The sequence below is a fragment of the Flavivirga eckloniae genome (assembly GCF_002886045.1).
GTDB classification, from domain to species: domain Bacteria; phylum Bacteroidota; class Bacteroidia; order Flavobacteriales; family Flavobacteriaceae; genus Flavivirga; species Flavivirga eckloniae.
Map to the genome: position 1 here is coordinate 1,096,704 of NZ_CP025791.1, position 24,488 is coordinate 1,121,191.

5 protein-coding genes are annotated in these 24,488 nt (G+C 38.0%); 3 read left to right on the top strand and 2 right to left on the bottom strand.

What is annotated here, in order from left to right; all coding sequences use genetic code 11:
* The first annotated feature begins 301 nt into the window (after window positions 1-301).
* A complete protein-coding gene (locus C1H87_RS04530; RefSeq protein ID WP_102754675.1) occupies window positions 302-5,554 on the top strand; it encodes a LamG-like jellyroll fold domain-containing protein in 5,253 nt (1,750 codons plus the stop codon).
* A 92-nt stretch (window positions 5,555-5,646) separates the two neighbouring features.
* Here the strand turns inward: C1H87_RS04530 and C1H87_RS04535 are convergent, their stop codons facing one another.
* Entirely contained in the window at window positions 5,647-8,898 is a 3,252-nt protein-coding gene (locus tag C1H87_RS04535) for a LamG-like jellyroll fold domain-containing protein (RefSeq protein ID WP_102754676.1), read from the bottom strand.
* A gap of 187 nt (window positions 8,899-9,085) precedes the next feature.
* Window positions 9,086-13,486, bottom strand: coding sequence for a sulfatase-like hydrolase/transferase (locus tag C1H87_RS04540; RefSeq protein ID WP_102754677.1), 4,401 nt, complete (start codon window positions 13,484-13,486; stop codon window positions 9,086-9,088).
* A gap of 587 nt (window positions 13,487-14,073) precedes the next feature.
* On the opposite strand from C1H87_RS04540, the gene C1H87_RS04545 reads away from it, so the two are divergent.
* Both C1H87_RS04545 and C1H87_RS04550 read left to right on the top strand, forming a co-directional pair.
* Window positions 14,074-19,182, top strand: coding sequence for a LamG-like jellyroll fold domain-containing protein (locus C1H87_RS04545; RefSeq protein ID WP_158655119.1), 5,109 nt, complete (start codon window positions 14,074-14,076; stop codon window positions 19,180-19,182).
* A 209-nt stretch (window positions 19,183-19,391) separates the two neighbouring features.
* A complete protein-coding gene (locus C1H87_RS04550) occupies window positions 19,392-24,311 on the top strand; it encodes a LamG-like jellyroll fold domain-containing protein (protein ID WP_102754679.1) in 4,920 nt (1,639 codons plus the stop codon).
* Window positions 24,312-24,488: the final 177 nt, after the last annotated feature.

Below are 24,488 nucleotides of genomic sequence, written 5' to 3' on the forward strand. Positions count from 1 at the left end.
CGAATCTGGATAGCTCATAATAACCCATTTACCCTATAAAAGCCTTTAATAAAAAAGCAAACGATTAGAGCTATTAAATGAAAAACTCGAAAAAAACTAATAAACTTACACTTACAAGCAATAAATATACACTTACAAAAAAGCGATATTGTTGAAAAATCTTTCATTTTAATTTATTGATAATCAACAAATTACATCAAAAATACACTTCGTCGATTTTTTTTGCGTTTCATCGATTTCACCTATACATTTGAAACTAAAATTATAACCCTAAAACTATCGTTAACCACTCTTAAAAAAAATGGTCTCTCACACTAAATCAATAACTTACATATTAAGTTTGCTAATTTCTATTAGTACTTTCTCTCAGGTAATATACTCTGAAGATTTCGAAACAGACTTCGATGTGGATACAAATGGTTGGACATTATCTAGCCCTACCAGCAATATGAACTGGGAAGGAGGAAATGGAGGAACACCATCTGGAGGAACAGGACCTAGTGGAGCTAATACAGGGAGTTATTATGCTTTTGTTGAATCTTCGGGAACCAATGCTTTTTTTAAAGAAGCTATAATGACCAGCCCTTCTATAAACTTAACAGGATACAATAATCCTACTCTGTCCTTCTACTATCATATGTATGGAAGTAATATGGGGGATTTAAATATTGACATTAACGATGGCGGCGGTTGGACAACTCTACTTACTATATCCGGGCAACAACAATTTAGTAATGGAGCTGCCTGGTCTAATACATTGTCTTCTGCCATAGACCTTTCTGCATATACGGGAGATACTGTTCAAATAAGATTTCATGGTACCACATCAAACACTGGCGATTATTATCAAAGTGATTTTGCCATTGATGATCTCTTAATAAACGGCACCTTAATTGTTGGTTCAGAAATGGAAATACAAGGTAACGCGACCAGTATTGTTTCAGGAGACACAACACCTACAAGCGGAGATCATACCGAATTTGGTACTATTGCTAATACAACAACCTTAGATCGTACATTTACCATTCGAAACATAGGCAATTCTATCTTAAATTTAACAGGAGGAACACCATTAGTTAACATTAGTGGCAATGCCGCTTTTTCCATATTAACACAACCAAGTTCAAACACGATTACTAGTGGAGGAAACCTAACTTTCGTAGTTAGGTTCGCTCCTTCTGCAGTTGGTACTAATTTACAGGCCACTATTTCCATTGATAATGATGATAGCGACGAAGATCCTTATACGTTTACGGTTCAAGGTACTTCTGTTATTTTGGCTCCCGAAATAAACATTCAGGGAAATTCGATCGATATTGCCTCAGGTGATAACACACCTGCTTTTGGTGATGATACAGAATTTGGTGTAACTACCACCTCAACAACAATTGACCACACATTTACCATTCAAAATACAGGTACGTCTACCTTAAATTTAACCGGAGGCGCTCCTTTAGTAGATATTAGCGGTAACGCAGCCTTTTCTATTTTAACGCAACCAAGTTCCAGTAGTATAACCAGTGGTGGCGATTTAACCTTTGTAGTTAGGTTTGCTCCTACGGTCGTTGGCTCCAATTTACAAGCTACTGTTTCTATTGACAATGACGATAGCGACGAAAACCCATACACCTTTGTGGTACAGGGCTCTGCTTTACTAAATCATTCACCTGGAGATGTCGACTCCAATTTACAATTATGGTTACGTGCAGATCAAGGGATTGCCTTAACGGGAACAGATGTAGACTCTTGGACAGATCAATCTACCAACGGATTTACTGGTGCGTCAGGAGGAAGTGCAGATGCCGAATACGTTACTTCAGATCTTAACTTTAATCCTATTATAAGGTTTTCTGGTAATTCATTTTATAATTTAGGTAACCCGTCCCAATTAGACTTACAACCCAATACAGACGAAATGACCATATTTACTGTGGTAGTTGCAAACGGATCCGGGACTGTATTTGGCAAATCAAATAACTCTACACGTAACTATCAGGTTTGGTTTGGATCAACAGACCGTGTATTACACAATACACTGGGAAGACAAGGAGGAAATCAAGCAGTGCGTTGGGGAACCATTTATGCATTAAATGAACCTAAACTTACAACTGGTATTGTTGCAGACACCGGTAACAGCCTTACCAGATTATCTCCATATGTAAATGGAGTGATTGATCCCGCCGATAGAAACGACGGAACTTCAACAGGAAGCTCTGTTACAGACGTTCTGGTTGGGGCAAGAAGAAATGGTATTAATACCGGTTCGGGCTTTCGTTTTAATGGAGACATTGCAGAAATTATAATGTACGACAGGGACCTTAATGCCACAGAACAACAACAAGTAGAAACCTATCTGGCTATAAAATACGGTATTACCTTAGGCTCTAATGATGCTTATTGGGATTCCTCAACAAACACCTCTTCCCCATTTGGGTATGCAGGAACCAGTAATGATTATGTAGCCTCAGATAGCAGTATCATTTGGAATGGCACAACAAATGCCGGTTTTGGATATAATATTATTGGTGTCGCCAGAGACGACGATTCTAATTTATTACAACAAAGGTCTAAAAGTGTTAGTATTATTCCAGAAGCTATTTTAACCATGGAAGCTGAGGCTGGTTCTTTAAATGCCGATTTAAGTTATTTACTAATTGGTAACAATAGCGATAATGTAGCGCTAATCACTACAGGACTTCCTGTACGATCAACAAATATTTTAGAAAGACGATGGCGTGCCAGAGAAAGTACTAATGATGCCGGAACAGTTACTTTAGAATTCGATTTAAGCACATCTTCCATTACTGATGCAGAAGCAACCAATTTAGAATTATTAATAGCTGATAATACCAGCTTCAATAATTACAAAAATATAGCAGGTTCTTATAACGCAACTACAGATATTTTAACCTTTACAGGTATAAATTTTGAAGACGCAGAATATTTCACCTTAGGTACTACTGAAAGCTACACAAGCAATTACCATTTAAGTTTTAATGGTACTACCAGATATGTTGATCTAGGAGACACCAACGATCTAACCGAAAATTTCACGATTTCTGCATGGATTAAAAGTAATGCCAACGGTAGAACCATAGTTTCCAAAGGAAGCGCTGCGGGCTATGAGTTTACTATTAACAGTTCCGGAAATCTGGTTATGAGTTTTAATTCCGGTACACAAACCGTAACGTCTACCAACAATGTGCCTCAAAATGTTTGGCATCATGTTGCTGTAATTTACAACGGGTCAACTACAAAAGTTTATATTGATGGTATAGAAGATGGTACAGCTAATATTAGCACCGATCCGGTTGCCAACTCAGAAAGCTTTTTAATTGGGGCTTCTGGAAGCTCGCCCAGCAACTTCTTTTCTGGAGAAATGGATGAGCTAAGAGTTTGGAACCGTGCTTTAACCGTAGACCAACTTCGATTTGTTATGAATCAGGAAATTGAAATTTCCGGTGGAAACATATACGGTACAATAATTCCTCAAACCGTAACAAAACACGAAACCAGTAGTATACCTTTAGCAGATTTAATGGCATACTACCCATTCTCTCAAGTAAGAGGTAATTGCGTGTTAAACGAATCATCAAACACAACAGAAAACGGAAGACTTTATAACATACCTACCAGTTCTTTTGAAAGCCAAACTGCCCCCCTACCATTTGTTTCGGATGCTGATACAGACTGGGATGTTGCAACAACATGGTTAAACAATGGTGTACAGTACATTCCTAACACGACAATTAATGGAACAGCTGTAGATTGGAATATTGTAGAAATTAATCATAATATTTCTGTTGATAGAGATTTAAGTGTTTTAGCTTTAATTTCAAACAATAACGAACTTACTGTAAATGGTGATACGTCATTAAATACAGGACATGGACTAACCGTAACGCACTATTTAAAGCTTGATGGTTCTATAGATTTAGAAGGAGAATCCCAACTCATCCAAACTACAGGTAGTGATTTTGATACTACAAGTACCGGTACTTTAGAAAGAGACCAACAAGGTACCTCAAACACTTATTTGTACAACTATTGGTCATCGCCCATAGCTCCTACAAGTAATGCTAATTACACCCCGCTAAGTATATTCAGCAACATTAATTTCTTGGGTTCTGGCTATAATGGTACAGCAGCACCTGTTGCTGTTGCAGATTATTGGATATGGAAATATGCCAATAGAGTTAGCGACACCTATTCTGCGTGGCAACATGTTAGAAGCACAGGAACAATTTCACCAGGAGAAGGATTCACAATGAAAGGACCTGGGACATTAACCTCAGATCAAAATTACGAGTTCTTAGGACAGCCGAATAACGGTGATATAACATTAACCCTAAGTGACGACAACGACTATCTAGTAGGAAATCCCTATCCTTCGGCGATTGATGCAGATGCTTTTATTTTAGATCATATTAGTGTTACAGAAGGTGGAAACTACTCAAACCTAACAGAAAATATTATAAATGGCGCGCTCTATTTCTGGGATCATTTTGCAAATAACACTCATATATTGGCAGCATACCAAGGTGGTTATGCTACTTACACCCTAATGGGAGGTGCAGTTGCCATTTCAAATGACACAAGAATTAACGCTAGTGGAGCCGCAGGAACCAAACTCCCCGAAAGATACATTCCTGTAGGCCAAGGATTCTTTGTTTCTGCTGTATTAGATCCCGATTTAATTGGAGAAGCAAACGACCCCGGAATAACCTTACCCGTTAATGGGGGCACTATTACATTTAGAAATAGTCATCGTGTATTCCAAAGAGAAATTGTTTCCGGATCCAATACAGGGTCTCTATTCCTAAAAAATAATTCTAAAGGAAAAGCAGCTACAGCACTTAAAAAAGCAGACCAAAGAAAAAAAATCAGGTTAATGTTTGACTCTCCAGGTGGTTATCATCGTCAATTACTAGTTGGTGCAGACGAAAAAGCATCCAACGGATTCGATATAGGTTACGATGCACTGCTTATTGAATCGAATAACGAAGATATGTACTGGCATATGAATAATTCCAACCTCATTATTCAGGCCGTTAATAATTTTAACGAAGAACAAGTACTCCCTTTAGGTATTAAAATAAATACCGAAGGCATCACAACAATAAAAATTGATGAATTGATAAATATCGATAACAGTCAAAATATTTATTTGCACGACAAGGAACTTAACACCTATCATAACTTAAAACAAAGTAACTATGAGGTTTATTTAACTCCTGGCGATTACTTAGAACGTTTTGAAATTACATTCTCGAAGAATAATACGCTATTAAATATAGAGGCTATCGAACATGATGAATTACAAATTTATTATTCCAATGAAAAGAAAAGCCTCATTGTTCACAACCCTATTTTAAAACAAATTAAATCTATAGAAATATACAATATTTTAGGACAGCTTGTTTACAAACTCAATATTGAAACCAACGAAAAATACATAGAACACAAAACACAAGATATTACAACTGGTACATACATTGTTAAAATGAAAACGGATGCAGAAACCATCTCTAAAAAAGTACTAGTAAAACAATAATTATTCTCTCTTATCCCTCGTCTGTATTTTGCTAAAAACGCTAAAGCCTTAAATTTAATTTAAGGCTTTAGCTTTATAAAACTACCTCCTATTTATTCTTTTACAACCTTTTCGGTTTTTAGTTTACCATTCGATTTAATTTGCAACAAATAAATACCCCTATCTAAATGCTCTAATGGTAATGTAAAAGAATGTTCTTTATAATTTTTGTTTAAAATTGTTTTGCCGAGAATATCGTATAATGTAACTTCTACATGATCAGTAACACCTTTAATACTAACCTGTAAATGGTCTACAAACGGATTTGGATGTACAACAATAAAACCAGCACGTCGTTCTTGCTCTCCCAAAGTACCCAAACATGCTGAATCTGATATTTGGGTTGGTGTTAAAACAACATCATTATACACAGTAAATGCATCCATTTTTCCTGTAAAAAAAGCATCCGATGCATTTTGAAAACTATCATTTCCACTTAGCTTACCTCCAATACCTCCATAGCTATAATGACTTATTATCGATGCAGGAGCACTATTACTACTAGCCACCTCAACACCATCAATGTATAATTTTTGAGATGTACTTAGCTCATCGTATACAAATGCGATATGATGCCAATCGCTATCATTAGGGAATGCAGCACTTATTTGATCAGCCACACTGGATGTCTCTCTTACTATAGCCTCCAAATTAGAATTATTCAACCTAATAGCTATGCCTCTGTTTTGTCCACCTTCATCAAAAATATCTTGAATACCCGTTAAAGACGAAGGTTTAATCCATGCCATAACACTTCTGGAATTCGTTATTATATTTAAAAAACTATCTGGCGAAGTAGAATTTGTGGCATATTGAATAGCCTCAGTACCATTAAATACAACAGATCGATCCCCTTCTTTAAAATCTACATCATCATAAGTAATCGCTCCAGAAGGCGCTACTGTTGGATCATGATTATTTCCTGATGCATCATCGGCATTACTGGCCAGATCAAAATCCCAAAAAGCTTCATAACCACTAGTGGGTTGACAACCTGCCGTTGAATTAGCAATTACCAGACAGGCAGCATCTTCAATTTGTGAAGCAGATAAAGCTGTATTATAAACAGAAAACGCATCCATTTTCCCTGTAAAATAGCTATCTGCTGAAACAGCAAAACTATCCCAACTGCCAATAACACCTCCAATACCACCTCCAGTAGTATTATGAGATCCAATAGAAGCTGGCGCAGAACTACTTGTGGCAACTTCTACACCGTCTATATATAGCTTGTGACTTGTATTACCTCCATCATAAACAAAAGCAACATGATGCCAATCGCCATCATTAGGAAATGTAGCAGTCAAAACATCTGTAATGATTGTTGTTTGCCTTACTACAGATTCTAAATTTGAGCCATTTAAACGCATTGCCATACCTACAGTATTACCGCCCTCATCAAATATGTCCTGAACTCCGGATAAGCTGGTTGGTTTTATCCACGCCGAAACCGTACGCGCTGTGGTCGCTTCGGAAATGAATGTCGCACTGCTATAATTTATATCCACCGTACCGTCAAACACTACAGACTGATCCCCTTCTTTAAAATCTACCGTGTCGTACGTTAAAGTACCATTTACAGGATTTGGGTCATGGCCATTCCCAGAAACATCATTGGCATCGCTCACTGTGTCAAAATCCCAATACGCTTCATAACCACTCACCGCCTGACATCCATCGGATGAGTTAGAACCACCTCCACTAGTACTTATTATATAAGGTAAATCTACCGTTGCACCACCAACCCGATAAGTTGGTAACGGGGCAGATATATTGATTAAATGATTACGCAAATCAGTACTCATATCGTTACCTATTATTAAAGTAGCCTCATCTGGACTTCCAGACAATAAGTTCGTTACTTCACTAATATCATTAATAAGATCGTATAACTCGTACGATTCAGTTTCATAATTATAAATTAATTTATAATCCCCCTTTCTAATAATAGAAACAGGTCTGGCATCTCGATTTGAATCTATAAGATATCCAGGATAATGCCAATACAATGCATCTCTGCTTAACGCAGTTCCGTTGGTTAACATTTGCCAGTGGCTTACACCATCTATTTCGTAACCGCCGCCAGGTAAAGTACCTCCCGCTGCTTCAACAAAAGTTGGATATATATCAAATCCAATAATAGGTGTCGTATTAATAGTTCCCTTATTTGATAACCATGGAGCCTCAGACCATACAATACTAACAGACCTAATACCACCTTCGTACCACTCGCCTTTCATACCCCGTAAAGGTCCAGCATCATCACTATGAACCGCTCCTCCGTTATCTGATATAAAATAAACCAGAGTATTTTCAGATAGCATATTACCAGGGTTTCTTGGATCTGCAGTCGTTTTTAAGTAATCAATCAATCTACCTATGGTTTGATCCATACCTTCTGCCAAAGCTGCCTGTCCCGGTTTTCTGTCGTGCCCCATAGAACTTGGGTTGCTAATTGCCTTGTTTTCATATTTGGCTCTTAAATCTGGTCGTGCATCACTTGGATTAAACGGACCATGTATTGCAAAGTTGCTAAAGTGCATAAAAAATGGACTATTGATATTTGCATCAATAAAATCCATGGCGGCATCTGCCATGGCATCTGTAACGTGTTTTGCTGTACCTTCTAAAGAATTATCGCCAGCCAACATTAAAGATTCTGCTGCAGTATATGGCTCCGCATAAGGGTCTAATTCAGGACCAATACTACTACCAAAAGTATATGGAACGCCACTATTGGAAGCAAAATAATTACCTGGATTCCCTTTGGTACCTCCTCCATAATTAACATCGAACCCCTGATCTGTTGCGGCATTATTTGTTACATTCGTAGCTTCATTTTCTCCAACATGATATTTTCCTAAATGCACTGTTTCATAACCTGCTGTTTGCATGGTTTCCGCAAGGGTTATCGCAGCTACTGGTAGCTCATCTACACCGCTTGGCAAGCCATTATCCGGACCTATAAGTAAAGTTGAATTCCCGCCTCTGTTTAAATTATCGACAGCAAAAATGTTATTAGTTGGTCGCGAAGCATATTGCCCACTTAAAATTGCGGCTCTTGTTGGTGCGCAATTTGAACCATTAACATAACCATAAGGAAAAGCAATGCCTTCGCTGGCTAATGTTGCTAATCTGGGCGTTTCAAAAAAATCACTTGGATTATTTAAATTCGTTAATCCTGTACTAACTTGAGACCACCCCATATCGTCTGCTATAATAACTATGACGTTTGGAGATTGAGAGTAAACTTTGGTAACTACAATAAAAAATAATAGCAATAAATAAGTAGTTATTGTTTTCATAAGATTTGTGGTTAGCAATTAATTATGTTGACAAATATAATAGCATTTAATCGATAAAAAAAGCTTTTTGTCGATTTATTATTACAAATATTACATTTATACTAGTAATAACCCTACATAACAACACAAAAAAGAGAAGGTTTTCTTCCTTCTCTTTTCAGTAAAATCACAAAATAATTAGCTTATTTTAATCTTTTATAACCCGCTTACGAATGGTTTTTCCATCAATGTTTATATGGATTAAATATTGACCACTTTTTAAATTGGAAGTTGGTACTTTAACTAATCGTTCTTTAAAATAACGTTTTTCAAAAATTAATTGTCCAAGTACATTAAACATGCTCACGTCCGTTTGCGTATACTCCCCTTGAATTCTAATAATGAATTGCTCTTTAAATGGATTAGGATAAAGTACAGCTCCTAGCTCTCCAAGCTTAAACACTTCCTCTTTTTCATTATTCGCAAAATCTGGTGCTATTTCTTCTTTGGAAATTGTTTTAGAAGATCCTCCCGAGCTGCATCCACTAATAACAATATCATCTAAATACACCCAATCTGAGTTTCCAGAGGCATCAGCTCTAAATCGTAATCTGGTGGTTGAAGTAAAAGGCCCTGAAATGATAACCTGATCTGTATAAAATTGATTATTAACAAACTCATCATCCCTATTCCATTCCTCTACCGTTGTATAACTGCTTCCTCCATTTGTAGATATTTGCAACCAGAAATCTTCATTACTATTATCCATACTTCTACAGTAATAACCAAAATCTACCGTAATTTCCTCATAAGCCGTTAAATCCATGTCGTCTGTAGTACCAACAGAAGTTGATGTATTATCCCTAAGTCGCATACTATAACTTCCGGTAGTCGCATAAACCGAATTGCCATCTCTGAAAGAATCGGAGCCACCATCGTTCCATATGCCCCAGCCTGTTTCAAACCCTTCAGTATCTAAAACAGAGTAAGTACACCCGCCCGTGTTTACCGTAACCACCACATCATCATTAGAACTACAACCACTTTGCGTAACAGTTACCGTGTACGTAGTTGTTACACTTGGACTTACTGTAATACTAGCTGTAGTTTCTCCGGTACTCCACAAATAAGTCCCGCCACCACTCGCAGTTAATGTAGTGGAATCGCCATCATTAATCGTTACATCAGGTCCGGCATCTGCTGTCGGTGATGGGTCTACAGTTACAACCACATCATCATTCGCACTACAACCGTTTAAGGTTACTGTTGCCGTATAGGTTGTTGTACTCGAAGGGCTCACATTTATGCTCGCCGTGGTCGCTCCAGTACTCCACAGGTAAGTATCGCCACCAGTTGCAGTTAACGTTGTGGAAGTACCATCGCAAATGGTTACATCTGCGCCTGCGTTGGCTGTTGGTATCGGGTTAACGGTTACAACAACATCGTCATCATCTGAAGTCACTCCATCTGAAACAGTTACCGTGTATGTGGTTGTTGAAGTTGGACTCACGTTAATACTAGCCGTAGTGGCTCCAGTACTCCACAAATATGTGGTACCACCAGAAGCCGTTAGCGTGGTGGTATCGCCATCACAAATAGTAACATCCGGTCCGGCATTGGCAACAACTTGTTGGCTAACGCAGGCTGATTCCTGAACTTCGGTAAGCGACAGCGCATTATCGTATACTGCATAGGCATCCATTTTTCCAATAAAATAACTATCCGAAGTATTGTCAAAACTATCTTTTCCGCCAATAACACCTCCTATACCTCCTATGCCCGTATGTGAAGGCACCGAACTCAAGGCACTACCGTCTGAAGCTACTTCTGTTCCATCTATATAAAGCTTCATACTGGTAATACCCCCATCGTAAACAAAAGCAACATGATGCCAATCACCATCATTTGGATACGCCGCACTTATTTGTGTAAAACTGGTCGTACCACTTCTAATAATAGCTTCCAGATTGCTCCCGTTGAGTCTTACGGCCAATCCTTGATTTCCGCCTCCTTCATCCATGATTTCCTGAATTCCGGATAATGCAGTCGGTTTTATCCAAACTGTATAACTTCTAGTTGTAAGGGCAGCCGTTAAAAAAGAGCCCGAACTATATTGAATATCTACAGTGCCATCGAAAACGGCAGATTGATCACCTTCTTTAAAATCGGAAGTATCATAAGTTAATGTACCGTTCATTGGACTAGGGTCATGTCCATTTCCAGAAGCATCATTGGCGTCACTTACAATATCAAAATCCCAAAATGCCTCAAACCCATTTGTTGGCTGACATCCTGCTGTTGAATTCGTTAGCGCCACACAAGCAGCATCGTATATCTGTGAATCGCTCAACACAGCATCATATACAGCAAAAGCATCCATTTTCCCCGTAAAATAACTGTCGGCAGCATTTTCAAAACTATCCCAACTACCAATAACACCGCCAATACCTCCACCGGTTGTGTTATGGGAACCAAGGGTGCTTGGTGCTGTGTTACTAGAAACTTGTACCACGCCATCAATAAATAACTTCTGACTAGTATTTGCGCCATCATAAACTAGTGCTATATGATGCCAATCCCCATCATTAGGAAATGCTGTTGCTAAACTGTCTGCTACAGTTAACGAACTCCTAACAATGGACTCTAAATTAGTACCATTTAAACGAATAGCCATACCTACCGTATTTCCGCCTTCATCAAAAATTTCCTGAATACCACTTAATCCTGTTGGTTTTATCCAAGCCGAAACTGTTCTGGTTGATGTTGCTGGCGACATAAAAGTGGCAGAACTATAATTAATATCCACAGTACCATCAAAAACAACAGATTGATCGCCTTCTTTAAAATCTACAGTATCATAAGTTAATGTGCCATTTATAGGATTAGGGTCATTACCGTTTCCAGAAGCGTCGTTAGCATCACTAGCCGTATCGAAATCCCAATAAGCATCATATCCGCTTATAGCCTGGCAACCATCTGTAGAATTAGGATTCCCACTGGTGCTTATTATATAAGGTAAATCAACTGTAGTACCATCGCTTCTGTATGTAGGCAATGGTGCCGATGTATTTATAAGATGATTCCGTAAATCGGTACTCATATCATTGCCTATTATTAAAGTAGCCTGATCTGGGCTACCAGACAATAGGTTTGTGGTTTCACTAATATCATTTATAAGATGGTACAACTCGTACGATTCTGTTTCGTAATTGTAAATCAATTTATAATCGCCTTTTCGTACTATAGATACCGGTCTTTGATCTCTGTTAGAATCAATAAGGTATCCAGGAAAATGCCAATAAATGGACTCCCGAGTCATACTGGTTCCATTGGTAAGCATTTGCCATTGGCTGGCACCGTCAATATCGTAACCACCTCCGGGCAACGCACCACCTGCCATTTCTACTAAAGTAGGATATAAATCGAATGCTATTATTGGTGTGGTATTTACCGTTCCCTTGTTAGCCAACCAAGAAGCTTCAGACCAAGCAAGAGTTACCGATCTAATACCGCCTTCATAATACTCGCCCTTCATACCACGTAATGGTCCGGCATCGTCACTATGTACAGCCCCCCCATTATCTGATATAAAATAAACCAAAGTATTAGCAGATAGCATATTACCTGGGTTTCTTGGGTCTGCAGTGGTTTTTAAATAATCGATCAACCTTCCAATGGTTTGATCCATGCCTTCTGCCAAAGCTGCCTGCCCTGGTTTTCTATCATGCCCCATCGAACTAGGGTTGCTAATCGCTTTAGCATCATACTTAGCTCTTAAATCTGGTCGTGCATCGCTTGGATTAAACGGCCCATGGATAGCATAGTTGCTAAAATGAACGAAAAAAGGATTATTCTTTTCAGCTTCCATAAAATCAATTGCGGCATCTGCCATGGCATCTGTAACATGCTTTGCTGTTCCCTCTAAAGAATTATCTCCGGCAAGCATTAAAGATTCTGCGGCTGTATAAGGTGCTGCGTAGGCATCCAGTTCCGGCCCTATATTACCGCTAAAAGTGTAGGGTGAACTACTTGAAGCAAAATAACTTCCCGGCGCTCCAGATGTACCACCTCCATAATTATAATCGAACCCTTGGTCTGTAGGTGCATTGTTCGATGTATTTGAAGATTCATTTTCCCCAACATGGTACTTACCTAAATGTGCCGTAGTATATCCCGCTGTTTTCATAGTTTCGGCTATAGTTATGGCACTTGATGGGATCTCGTCTATATTGTTATTAGAGGCTAATCCCATATCAGGTCCAATTAAAGTAGAATTAGAACTGGTATTACCCCTATTTAAGTCATAGACGTTAAATATGTTATTTGTTGGTCTTGCAGCATATTGACCACTTAACATTGCTGCCCTTGTAGGGGCACAATTGGCTCCGTTAACATAAGCATAAGGAAATGCTATGCCTTCAGACGCCAATGTCTCCAAGGTTGGAGTTTCATAAAAATCGCTGGGATTGTTCAAGTTCGTAAGCCCTGTACTAACTTGAGACCAACCCATATCGTCGGCGATTACAACTATAACATTTGGGGATTGAGAGGAGAGAAAGTTAAAAAATAGAATAAATAGCAATAAACATAAACGCTTTATTGTTTTCATGTTTAAAAAAAGATTGGTTAGTAAGAAAACAATTTAGTGCTTTTTTTTAAAAAAATGTGATTATTCCAACAAAACTAATAAACATTATCCTACTTTATTAACAATTACAAATTATTTTAACAGTATAACTAAAAGATTTACAGAGCATTACATATAAGACTTAAAACATAAGAATTACGCTACTCCTACACTCATTTCATAAAATACAAACGCAAAAATCAAATAACTCGACGAAATACACTTTATTTCAATTTAAAACTGATAAATAATACTTAAAAAACAATATTACAAATACCTTATTTTAAAATATTTACAATAAATAATAAAGAAAAATACTATAAATAAAAGTGTTAAATATTACAATATATAATACAAATATTACATACAACAAAATACGCACTAAATAACTGATAAACAGCACATTATAGTCAATTCAAAAATAAAACCGTACTCCAAAACTTATGTATTTTGTCGTCTTTTTTTGCATTTCATAGAATTTTGTAGTAAGTTTGCTTCAAATTATTAGTCCCAAACTAAAATTCTAACCGCTTATGGAAAAGGTTCATACTCTTTCTAAATTTATCCTTATGGGGATATTTTTATGCTTCTGCTCTAATGCATTTGCACAAGATTTCAAAGTACAACATATACAAGATGATATTGGTAATGGTGGAGGCAGCAATACCAGTTTTACAGCTGTTTCTTCATTAAACAATGCCGTCGCTTTAGCCAACAATAATAGAAAAACGCATGGTGGATCGAACGGCGTCACCGCAGCCAGAGAAGGAGACGATATGGCGGGAGGCCGTGTATTAACAACCGTAGGAACTCTTACGTACTATCGTGAATCCGGCTCTCAAAACGAAAACACCAGATTTAACACATCTATCTGGGAATATACAGGTGCTCCAGGCGATGCTAACGAATTTATAGTAAGAGACAGGTATGCTATAGACCTCAACGGAGGCACTTACACAGTAGACCAAACCATCTCTGGAATTATAAATAAAGATAACTGTATCCCTTTCATTACAGGGATAATGAACGATTCTGGTACCGATGATGCCGATTCGGCAACAGCGATTGCCTATTTAACATCTGGAACAAACCTACGTGTAGAAAAAGGAGGAACCAATACACCTAATGTTAGAGTTTATATTACTTTGGTTGAGTTTACAGGTTCAAATTGGACTGTACTTCATGGTGATTCCGGCGATTCAGCCAACGATACCGGAACCATTACCCTTAAAGCTATGTCTGATGGTACTGGTACTACAACAGACGTAACTAGTTGGTCCAATGCTATTATATTCAGTCAACACAGGGGAGATACTGCTACGGCTGGCGCGAACGATGCAAATTCCGATAACTGGCCTATGACCGATCCCGGAAGCGATACCAGAAGTGTAAATTGGACTTTTGATAATTCTCACGATTCAGATGGAACGAATCGCCATTTCGTACATGTACTGAACAATCCCGAAATAGTTGTAACCAGATATAGCGATTCCTCTACTGCAGGTTCATTTACTATAGATATCACCTCTGCCGGCTTAACAGATTTAAACCAAGCTATGATTGTTGGCTCCACATATCACAGTGGAACAGGAGCCGGATATGGTAGAGGATGGAGAAATTACAAACTAAACTCTTTAACACAAGCCGAGCATTGGGTACACCGTGCAGGTAGTGGTACCTCTACCTTAGGTACTAACATCCAAATTGTTAATTTCGATTATACCACAGCACCCGGAGGTATTACTGCTAACCTTGAATTATGGCTCAAAGCCGATTCTGGAGTCGAAGAAGCTGTAGGCGATAGTGCTGAAGATGCAGATTCTATATTAAACTGGTTGGATAACACAGATAACAACAACGACGCAACTCAAATAACAGTAGGCAATCAGCCCGTACTAGACGAAGACGCCATTAACTTTAACCCAACAATTGATTTTGATGGTGACGACCTTTTACAAACTCCTGCTGTAGCCTCTAATTCCGATATGACGGTATTTACTGTTGCTGAAGGGGTAAGTGGCGTTCAAAAACAAATATTAAACTTAAACGGTGGCGACAATATTATTGTAGAGTTTGAAGATGCCACACCTACTTTTAGAGCAAGAATGTATGACGGTGTGGATACAGGAGAAATACAAACCACGACAGCTGTAGCAAATAACGTTAACGTTATTGCAAATTACGATGTATACTCAGGCAGCAACTCCGAGCTCTTTATTAACGGTACTTCAATTGGTACAGACGCCACAAACACCTATGCCCCAACAAGTCCAATAGCCAATATAGGTGGACACCCTTCAAATACAGCAAAAAGATGGGATGGTGGTATAGCAGAAGTTATTATATATACCGGATCTATAACAAATGCCGAAAGAGACAAGATTGAATCTTACTTAGCTATTAAGTATGGCGTTACATTGGGTGCTAATGGTACATCCCAAGACTATGTAGATTCAGATGGACGTGTTATCTGGGATCAATCCGCTAATGTCGGGTATAACTATAATGTTTCTGGTATAGGTCAGGACAATAGCTCCAGATTAAATCAAAAACAATCCAAATCGATTAACGCTACAGACGATATTACAGTAGGTATAAAAGGCATAAGTACAACAAACAAAGGCAACTCCAATACTTTTATGGCCGATAAAACCTTTTTAATGTGGGGGCACGACAATGGTTCCACATCATCTGCCACCGATATTATCAAAGACTTTAGTGCTGGTACCACGGTTACCAGTAGCGCTAGTGTTACGCCAATTACCAGAAAATGGAAAATGGTAGTTACAGATTCTATACCTACTATAAAACTTTCTATTCCCGAATCCATGGTATCGGGTACCAATGCCGGTGGAGAAGATTATGTGATGATCGTTGCAGACGACGAATCTTTTACAACCAACGTAACATCTGCCACTATGGAAGATGTGGGTACAGAATTAGAAGTTGACTTTTATTTTGAAGGTACAAAATACATCACTTTTGGCTCTGCGCCAGAAGTCGCTCTTGGCGACCGTTCAGCATATTTTGGAAATTATACAACTACCGATACCTATTTAGATGCCGGTGATGTAAACGACTTAGATAATACAGATTTCACCATTAGCGCCTGGGTAAAACGTGATGCTGGTGAAAACAAATTCGATATTGTCTCCAAAAGGAATTATTTCCATGAAGCACCGGGACCTCCTTCCGAAACTTATACGCACGGCTATGCGTTTAGAATAAACTCGACCAGTCAGTTTAGAATGGTATGGAGAGATCCCAACGATAGTGCTAACAATGTGATGCAAACCTCAGCGACTATACCAGAAAACGAATGGCATCATATTGCAGCAACTTACGATTCTGGAACCAATATGGTAAGCTTATATATTGATGGTTATTTAGAAGATAGCGATGATACTTTAGACCCAATCAATACACCATCAGATTCCCACTTTTTAATAGGTGCTGCGCATCATATAAAAAGACAGCAAAAAATGAGAGGTAGTGTAGACGAAGTACGTGTATGGAATGTTGCGCTTTCTGGCGATCAGATCAGATATATCATGAATCAGGAAATTGAGAACAATTCCAATTTTGCAGACGGTAAAATTTTACCAACTGCTACTACCAAAAATGAAATAAATCCCATTCCGTGGAGTAATTTAATTGCCTATTACCCCATGAGTAATATCGTATTTGGTTGTGTAAAAGATGAATCCAATAGCGGTAACGATGCCTCAATGATACGATATGACGACCTAGACGAACAAACTGCACCACTACCATATAAAACAACACAAAATGGTGATTGGGATACCTCAACCACATGGGAAAATGGCGATGTGCAATATCTCCCTGGGGTGGATTCTTACTTAGATGCATTAGAAACCATCGATTATAATATTGTACAAATCGACCATAACATAACTATGGACAACTCAGACACATCCCTTATTCCAGCTACCAGAAATGGAAACAGAACCGTACTGGGCTTAATGGTTAATAGTGGTGGTGAATTAGAATTAGCTGGGAACACATCTACCAACACCGGGTATAGTATTACAGTATCCCATTATTTAAAACTAGATGGTAAAATTGATCTTGAGGGTGAGTCGCAACTTATACAAACAACAAATAGCGACCTGGATGTTACAAGTTCCGGGGTATTGGAACGAGACCAGCAAGGCACTAAAGATTTATACACTTATAATTATTGGTGTTCGCCAGTAGGTGTTAGTAACACCTCCACCAATAACAATAGCTATAGGCTTAGTGATAATATTTTAAAAAACGGAACGATAGCCTCTACACCAAATAATATAACATTTTTAACCTCTTCGTTCGATGGTAGCGTTTCTGGTAACGACATTAGTATAGCGGACTATTGGATTTGGAAATATGCCAACAATACAAGCGACACCTATTCCTTATGGCAACATGTAAGAAGCAATGGATTGATTAATGCCGGGGAAGGATTTATAATGAAAGGTGTAGAAACTTCCGGAAGCTCCTTTACATCCACTCAAAACTATGTTTTTGATGGAAAACCCAACAATGGCGACATTACCTTAACCCTTAATGCTGGTAATGATTACTTAGTTGGAAACCCGTACCCATCTGCTATTGATGCTGATGAATTTATTTTAGACAACGTTAGCGATGGTGCCGGTAGAGCAGGCAGTAATATTATAAACGGAACTCTATATTTCTGGGACCATTTTGCTGTTAATTCCCATATACTTACCGATTATCAAGGCGGGTATGCCACTTACACGTTACTGGGTACCGCTGTAGCCATAAGCAATGATACAAGAATTGATGCAACTGGCGCAGTTGGTTCTAAAACTCCGGGACAGTATATTCCAATAGCCCAGGGCTTTTTTGTAATTGCAGATACAGGCGGTACGATCACGTTTAAAAACAGTCAACGTGTTTTTCAAACTGAAGGTTCAGCCTCGTCCCTATTCCTAAAATCAGATCAAAAAAAGAGCAAGACCAGTAAAACAACTACAGACCAGAGAGAAAAGATAAAATTAATGTTCGATTCACCTCAAGGTTACCACCGTCAATTATTAGTTGGTGTAGACGAAAACACCTCTAATGCTTTCGATATCGGTTACGATGCGCCTTTAATTGAAGATAATATGGAAGACATGTACTGGATTAATGACAACGAACATATGATTATTCAGGCTGTAAACAACTTTGGACAAGACCAAAAATTACCTTTAGGCATAAAAATTGGTCATGCCGGTATAGCTTCTATAAAAATTGATAGCTTGGAAAACATAGACAATACACTCAACATTGTGTTACATGATAAGGAACTGGATATACATCACAACCTTAAAGATGGGGCTTACGAAGTGTATTTAGCACAAGGTAGTTATCACGATAGGTTTGAGGTGCTGTTCTCGAATGCATCATTGTCTAATACCCATAAAGAAGAGCTCAACCTACAAGTGGCATATTCAAAAGAAAAAAATAGTTTAATCGTACACAACCCAAACACAGTACGCATTAACACGATTACAATCTATACAACCCTAGGTAAAAAGGTGTTAGCCCTAGCTAGTAACACAAATATAAAATACATTGAAAATCAACTTAAACCATTTTCCTCAGGAATTTATATTGTAAATATTAATACAGACAGCACATCATTTTCAAAAAAAATACGCATACCGTAATTCTAGCACATTGAAAATGAGGAGAAAAATCCGGGTAAAATCTATACCCGGATTTTTTTTGTTTAAAAAACAAACATATAATAAAAACCTCGATAAAAAACATACACTTCATCGTGTTTTTAACACTCATGTTCATACATATGGTAATAAAAATTATATTTGGTTAGTAATTTTTTACATACAAATTTTTAACCCTAATTTACCTACTTATGAACACAAACTATTTCAGCTACCAACTGTTATTGGTGCTGGCGTTATTACTCTTTTATAACGCACATTCACAAACAATTGCCACTTACAATTTTGAAACCGGCCTGCAAGGCTGGTCCGACGGTGGCTACGACTCCGGCGTAAACTACGATAATATTTATGCCAGTGGCGGAACCCGATCGATCTATTCAAAAGACAACGACACCAACCAAAACTACACCACCTCCCCCGTTTTAAATCTATCAACTTACAGTTCGATAGATTTTTCTTTTTCATTCATAGGGCATCAAAGACTTGATATTGGAGAAGGCTTCTCGTTACAGTACTATAATGGTACCAGTTGGTCTACCATTAAAACCTATGCCTTGGGAACCGATTTTGTTTCAGTTAACCGTATTTACACATTTTACCACACTATTAGTACCGGACTTTCTGCGAATTCCCAATTCAGATTTACCAGTACAACCAGTGATGATAATGAATATTGTTACTTTGATGATGTATTAATAAAGGTTTCAGAACCAGAAATTGACGTAACCGGTAACGGCCTAATCATTTCGAATGGAGACATAACGCCATCCGACTCAGATCATACGGCTTACGGTACTTCAAATTTTGGTTCTTCAGCAATCAGAACATTTACTATTTATAATAAAGGTGGAACAGATTTAACGATTTCGGATATTAGTCTATCCAATACAACCGATTTTTCTATAATAGCACCATTCTATACATCACCAGTAATACCATCAACAGGAAGTACAACATTTACAGTACAATTTAATGCCCCTACTATGGGCTTAAAAACAACCACTGTAACCATTACCAGCAACGATTCCGATGAAGCCTCTTTTCAATTTGATATTCAAGCACGTTCCGAACAAAACTTCTTCGATAGCGATAACGACGGTGTATTGGACAATATTGATATAGACGACGACAACGACGGTATCCCCGATTTAGATGAAGAATCAACATGTAGTACTTCCTCTGTTGGGATTACTACAAACTATAAATATCTAAATGAGACTTTTGGACAAGGAGACCGAACAACAATTAACACTACCTACGACACCGATACTCGATATTGTTATGAAAACGGATTCTATGGTACTAGTGAAGTGACCTGTCCAGATTTAAACGATCGCGATTTAAACGATGGGGAATATGTCGTTTATTACAGAACAGGAGATGGCGACGGTATAAACGATACTCCAGATGGTGAGATTGCCGGTTGGGCAGACGGATATTGGTATCTAGGTGAAGACCACACTCCTGGAGATACAAAAGGAAGAATGGCTATGTTTAATGCCTCGTTCGAACCTGGAACCTTCTATACGGCAACCATTGTAGGTGCCTTACCAAACGTACCTATTACGTACAGTTTTTGGGTTCTAAATTTAGATACCGCAACGTCTCCGGGTATTGAAAACAAACTCAGACCTAATATATTGGTAGAATTTAGAGATGCAAACGAAAACCTTCTAACCTCTATAACAACAGGAGATATTCCGCCATCGGTTAATGGCGACCCAGATGCCAGCTGGCATAATTTTACAGCAAGTGTAACTTTTAACGTTAGTGAGTTTAAAGTGTATTTTATTAATAACGAAATAGGTGGCTTAGGAAACGACCTTGCCTTGGACGACATTGTTATTTCACAAACATTGTGCGATACAGATGGTGATGGTGTAGCCAATATTTACGACTTAGACTCAGATAACGATGGTATTCCGGATGTTGTTGAAAATGGCTTAGGGAATTACAGCGAAGGAAATGCAACACTAACTAACAGCAGCAGTTGGGTAGATAGCAACAATAATGGTATGCTCGATTTTAGCGAAGGACGTACTATACCAGACTCAGACGGCGACGGCACCCCTAATCATTTAGACTTAGACTCCGATAATGATGCTATTTTTGATGTCGATGAGTCCGGTGCCGGAAATACCGCAAATATCGCATACCAAAACGGAGACGGAGATATTAACGGAGACGGTGTTGGAGATGGTACAGATACAGATGCTGTTAGAGAAACGGACATTGACTCTGATGGTTCCATAGAGCTTTACCCCGATGGTATATTAGATTCATACGATTTCTTTAACGGGAGTACATATGCAACAGCATACGGCAATTCCAACCAAGGAGCTGCGGGTCCAGGATGGAAAGATTATGTGGTAGACACCGACAACGATAACATACCCGATTACCTCGACGTAACCTCAAATGGTGCAACTTTCGATATTTCCAACACCCTGTACGCTAATTTAGATGCAAATAGCGATGGAATAATTGATGACACTAATGATACTGATGGCGACGGAATTGTTGATCTGTTCGATACAAACGATGCTTCTTTTGGTTCTCCCAGAGATATAAGCGGAAATTTGCAACTATTCTTTGATGGTAGAAATGATTACGCCGCAGAAAGTACCGTTATTAATCGCTGGGGCGAAACCACTATAATGACTTGGATTAAAATTGACCCAGCTGCCGCTGGCATGCAAACTATAGTTGGACAAGATGTATTTTATTTACGCCTTAACGCCGATAAAAGTATTACGGCATTAGCAGGAGGAAACTCTATAACCAATGGCACACCATTAAACATCAATCAATGGGTTCATGTAACAGCTACCTACAGCAATATGAACAACCTTTTCAGCCTGTACATAAATGGTACATTAGTTTCCAGTCAAACCATTTATGGTCCTTTAACCGGAGATAGCTCAAGTTTTACCATTGGAAGACACCCCGATACAAATAGCAACTATTTCCATGGATACATAGACGAAGTAAGGGTTTTTAACAAAGCACTAACCGAAAACGAAATTAAAAAAATGGTATATCAGGAAATCTACAACAACAGAGGTATTATTAGAGGCGCCATTATTCCTTTAAACATTACAGATTATGTAGATTCCTCAACTTCAACACCACTTAACTGGAGTTACTTACAACGATACTATAAGTTAGACACGTACAAAGACGATATTATAGATGATTTAACAACCCCAGATACAGATGTTGACTCAGGTGCCAGAATCTACAATTCAAAAATTATCACCAAGCAAACCGCCCCGCTACCCTATGTTACAAAAGTAGATTGTAACGGTAATTGGTCCGATTCCAGTAACTGGGAAAATGGTGATTTTTGGGATATAAACAGTAATACTCCAGATTGTGCCATTGTTCGAGTACGAGGACATTTGAAAACCAATTCCAACCAATCTAACGTCGGACTAATTGTTGATACAGATAGCTCACTAAAAGTCAACGGCGATTCCGGATTATTCAATTCCTGGTATTTAAAATTAGATGGTACTATCGATTTAGAAGGAGAATCTCAATTAATTCAAAACGAAGGCAGTATACTGGATGTTACCAGTTCTGGAAGGTTGGAGAGAGATCAACAAGGTACTAAAGATCTCTATACCTATAACTATTGGTCTTCCCCTGTAAGCGTAATGAGTCCTAGTTCTAATAATAAAAGTTACAGGTTAATTGACAATATTTTAAAGAATGGGACAAACGCTTCTACACCAACCGAAATAAATTTTACGCAATCTACTTTCGATGGTAGTGTTTCCGGGAGTGATATTACCATAGCAGATCATTGGATTTGGAAATATGCCAATAAACCTAACGACACCTATTCGGAGTGGCAACAAGTTAGAAGTTACGGATTAATCCATGTTGGAGAAGGCTTTACAATGAAAGGTGTTGAACACTCAGAATCTTCGTATAACTCAACCCAAAACTATGTTTTTGACGGAAAACCTAATAACGGAAATATAAGACTACCAATAGGCGCCGGAAATGACTATTTAGTTGGTAACCCTTATCCGTCTGCACTAGATGCCAACGAGTTTATTCTCGACAACATAAGAGATGGAGCTGGAAGAGCTTCTAGCAATATTATTAATGGCTCCTTATACTTTTGGGATCACTTTGCTGTTAATAGCCATATACTAAGAGAGTATCAAGGAGGCTATGCCGCATATTCATTAATGGGATCGGTGGTTGCCATAAGCAATGATGAAAGGATAGATGCTACTGGCAAATTAGGGACTAAAGTTCCGGAACGATACATTCCCGTAGCACAAGGGTTTTACCTAATTGCAGACCAAGGCGGAATCATTACTTTTAAAAACAGCCAAAGAGTCTTCCAAAAACAAAGTTCTGGGGCTTCGGTTTTTATTAAATCAACCTCAAAAGTCAACAAGAATATAGATGATAGACAAAAGATTCAATTAATGTTCGATTCGCCTAACGGATATCACCGTCAATTGTTGGTAGGAGCAGATAATAATACTACCAATAACTTCGATATTGGTTACGATGCCCCATTAATAGAAGACGGAAAAGAAGATATGTATTGGATTATTGATGACCGCCAAATGGTTATTCAGGCCGTAAATAACTTTAATCACGATCAACAATTACCCTTAGGAATTAAAACCAATGGAACAGGAATTATAAATATAAAAATTGATTCTCTAAATAATATTGATGACGATTTAGATGTCTTTTTACATGACAAAAAATTAGACACTTATCATAATCTCATAAACGGTGACTATCAAACCTACTTAGAAAAAGGGACGTATAACGATAGGTTTGAAATTGTATTTTCGAATACGGTACTATCTAAAAATGATATAGAAACGCAAGATGTACTGCAAGTGTATTATTCCAAAGAAAAGCATAGTTTAATTATACACAATCCCAAAAGTATAACCGTTGAATCTATTGAAATTTTCACAACCCTAGGGCAAAAGTTACTTTCAAAAAGTAAAAACACAAATAAAAAATTTATTGAAGAGAATAGCTTAAAACAAACCATGACCGGTATTTATATTGTTAATATAAATACAGAAAACGGAGTACAATCAAAAAAGATACTTATGCACTAAAAGTAAAGCACTGTATTAAGTAAATGATCCCGCTGGATACTGAAACGAGTTCAGCACAAGAAGCGGGATTAGTTCTTCTTACTATTTTGAATGCGTTGCTTCGCAACTATTCAAAATAGAGTTTCACTAATAAAAAGAAGCTTAGATCTGAGTTAAAACTCAAAATTTAAGCTTCTT

Excerpts from the sequence above, each read along its gene's own strand:
- C1H87_RS04530 (WP_102754675.1), top strand. The coding sequence starts at position 302 with ATGGTCTCTCACACTAAATCAATAACTTACATATTAAGTTTGCTAATT.
- C1H87_RS04535 (WP_102754676.1), bottom strand. The coding sequence starts at position 8,898 with ATGAAAACAATAACTACTTATTTATTGCTATTATTTTTTATTGTAGTT.
- C1H87_RS04540 (WP_102754677.1), bottom strand. The coding sequence starts at position 13,486 with ATGAAAACAATAAAGCGTTTATGTTTATTGCTATTTATTCTATTTTTT.
- C1H87_RS04545 (WP_158655119.1), top strand. The coding sequence starts at position 14,074 with ATGGGGATATTTTTATGCTTCTGCTCTAATGCATTTGCACAAGATTTC.
- C1H87_RS04550 (WP_102754679.1), top strand. The coding sequence starts at position 19,392 with ATGAACACAAACTATTTCAGCTACCAACTGTTATTGGTGCTGGCGTTA.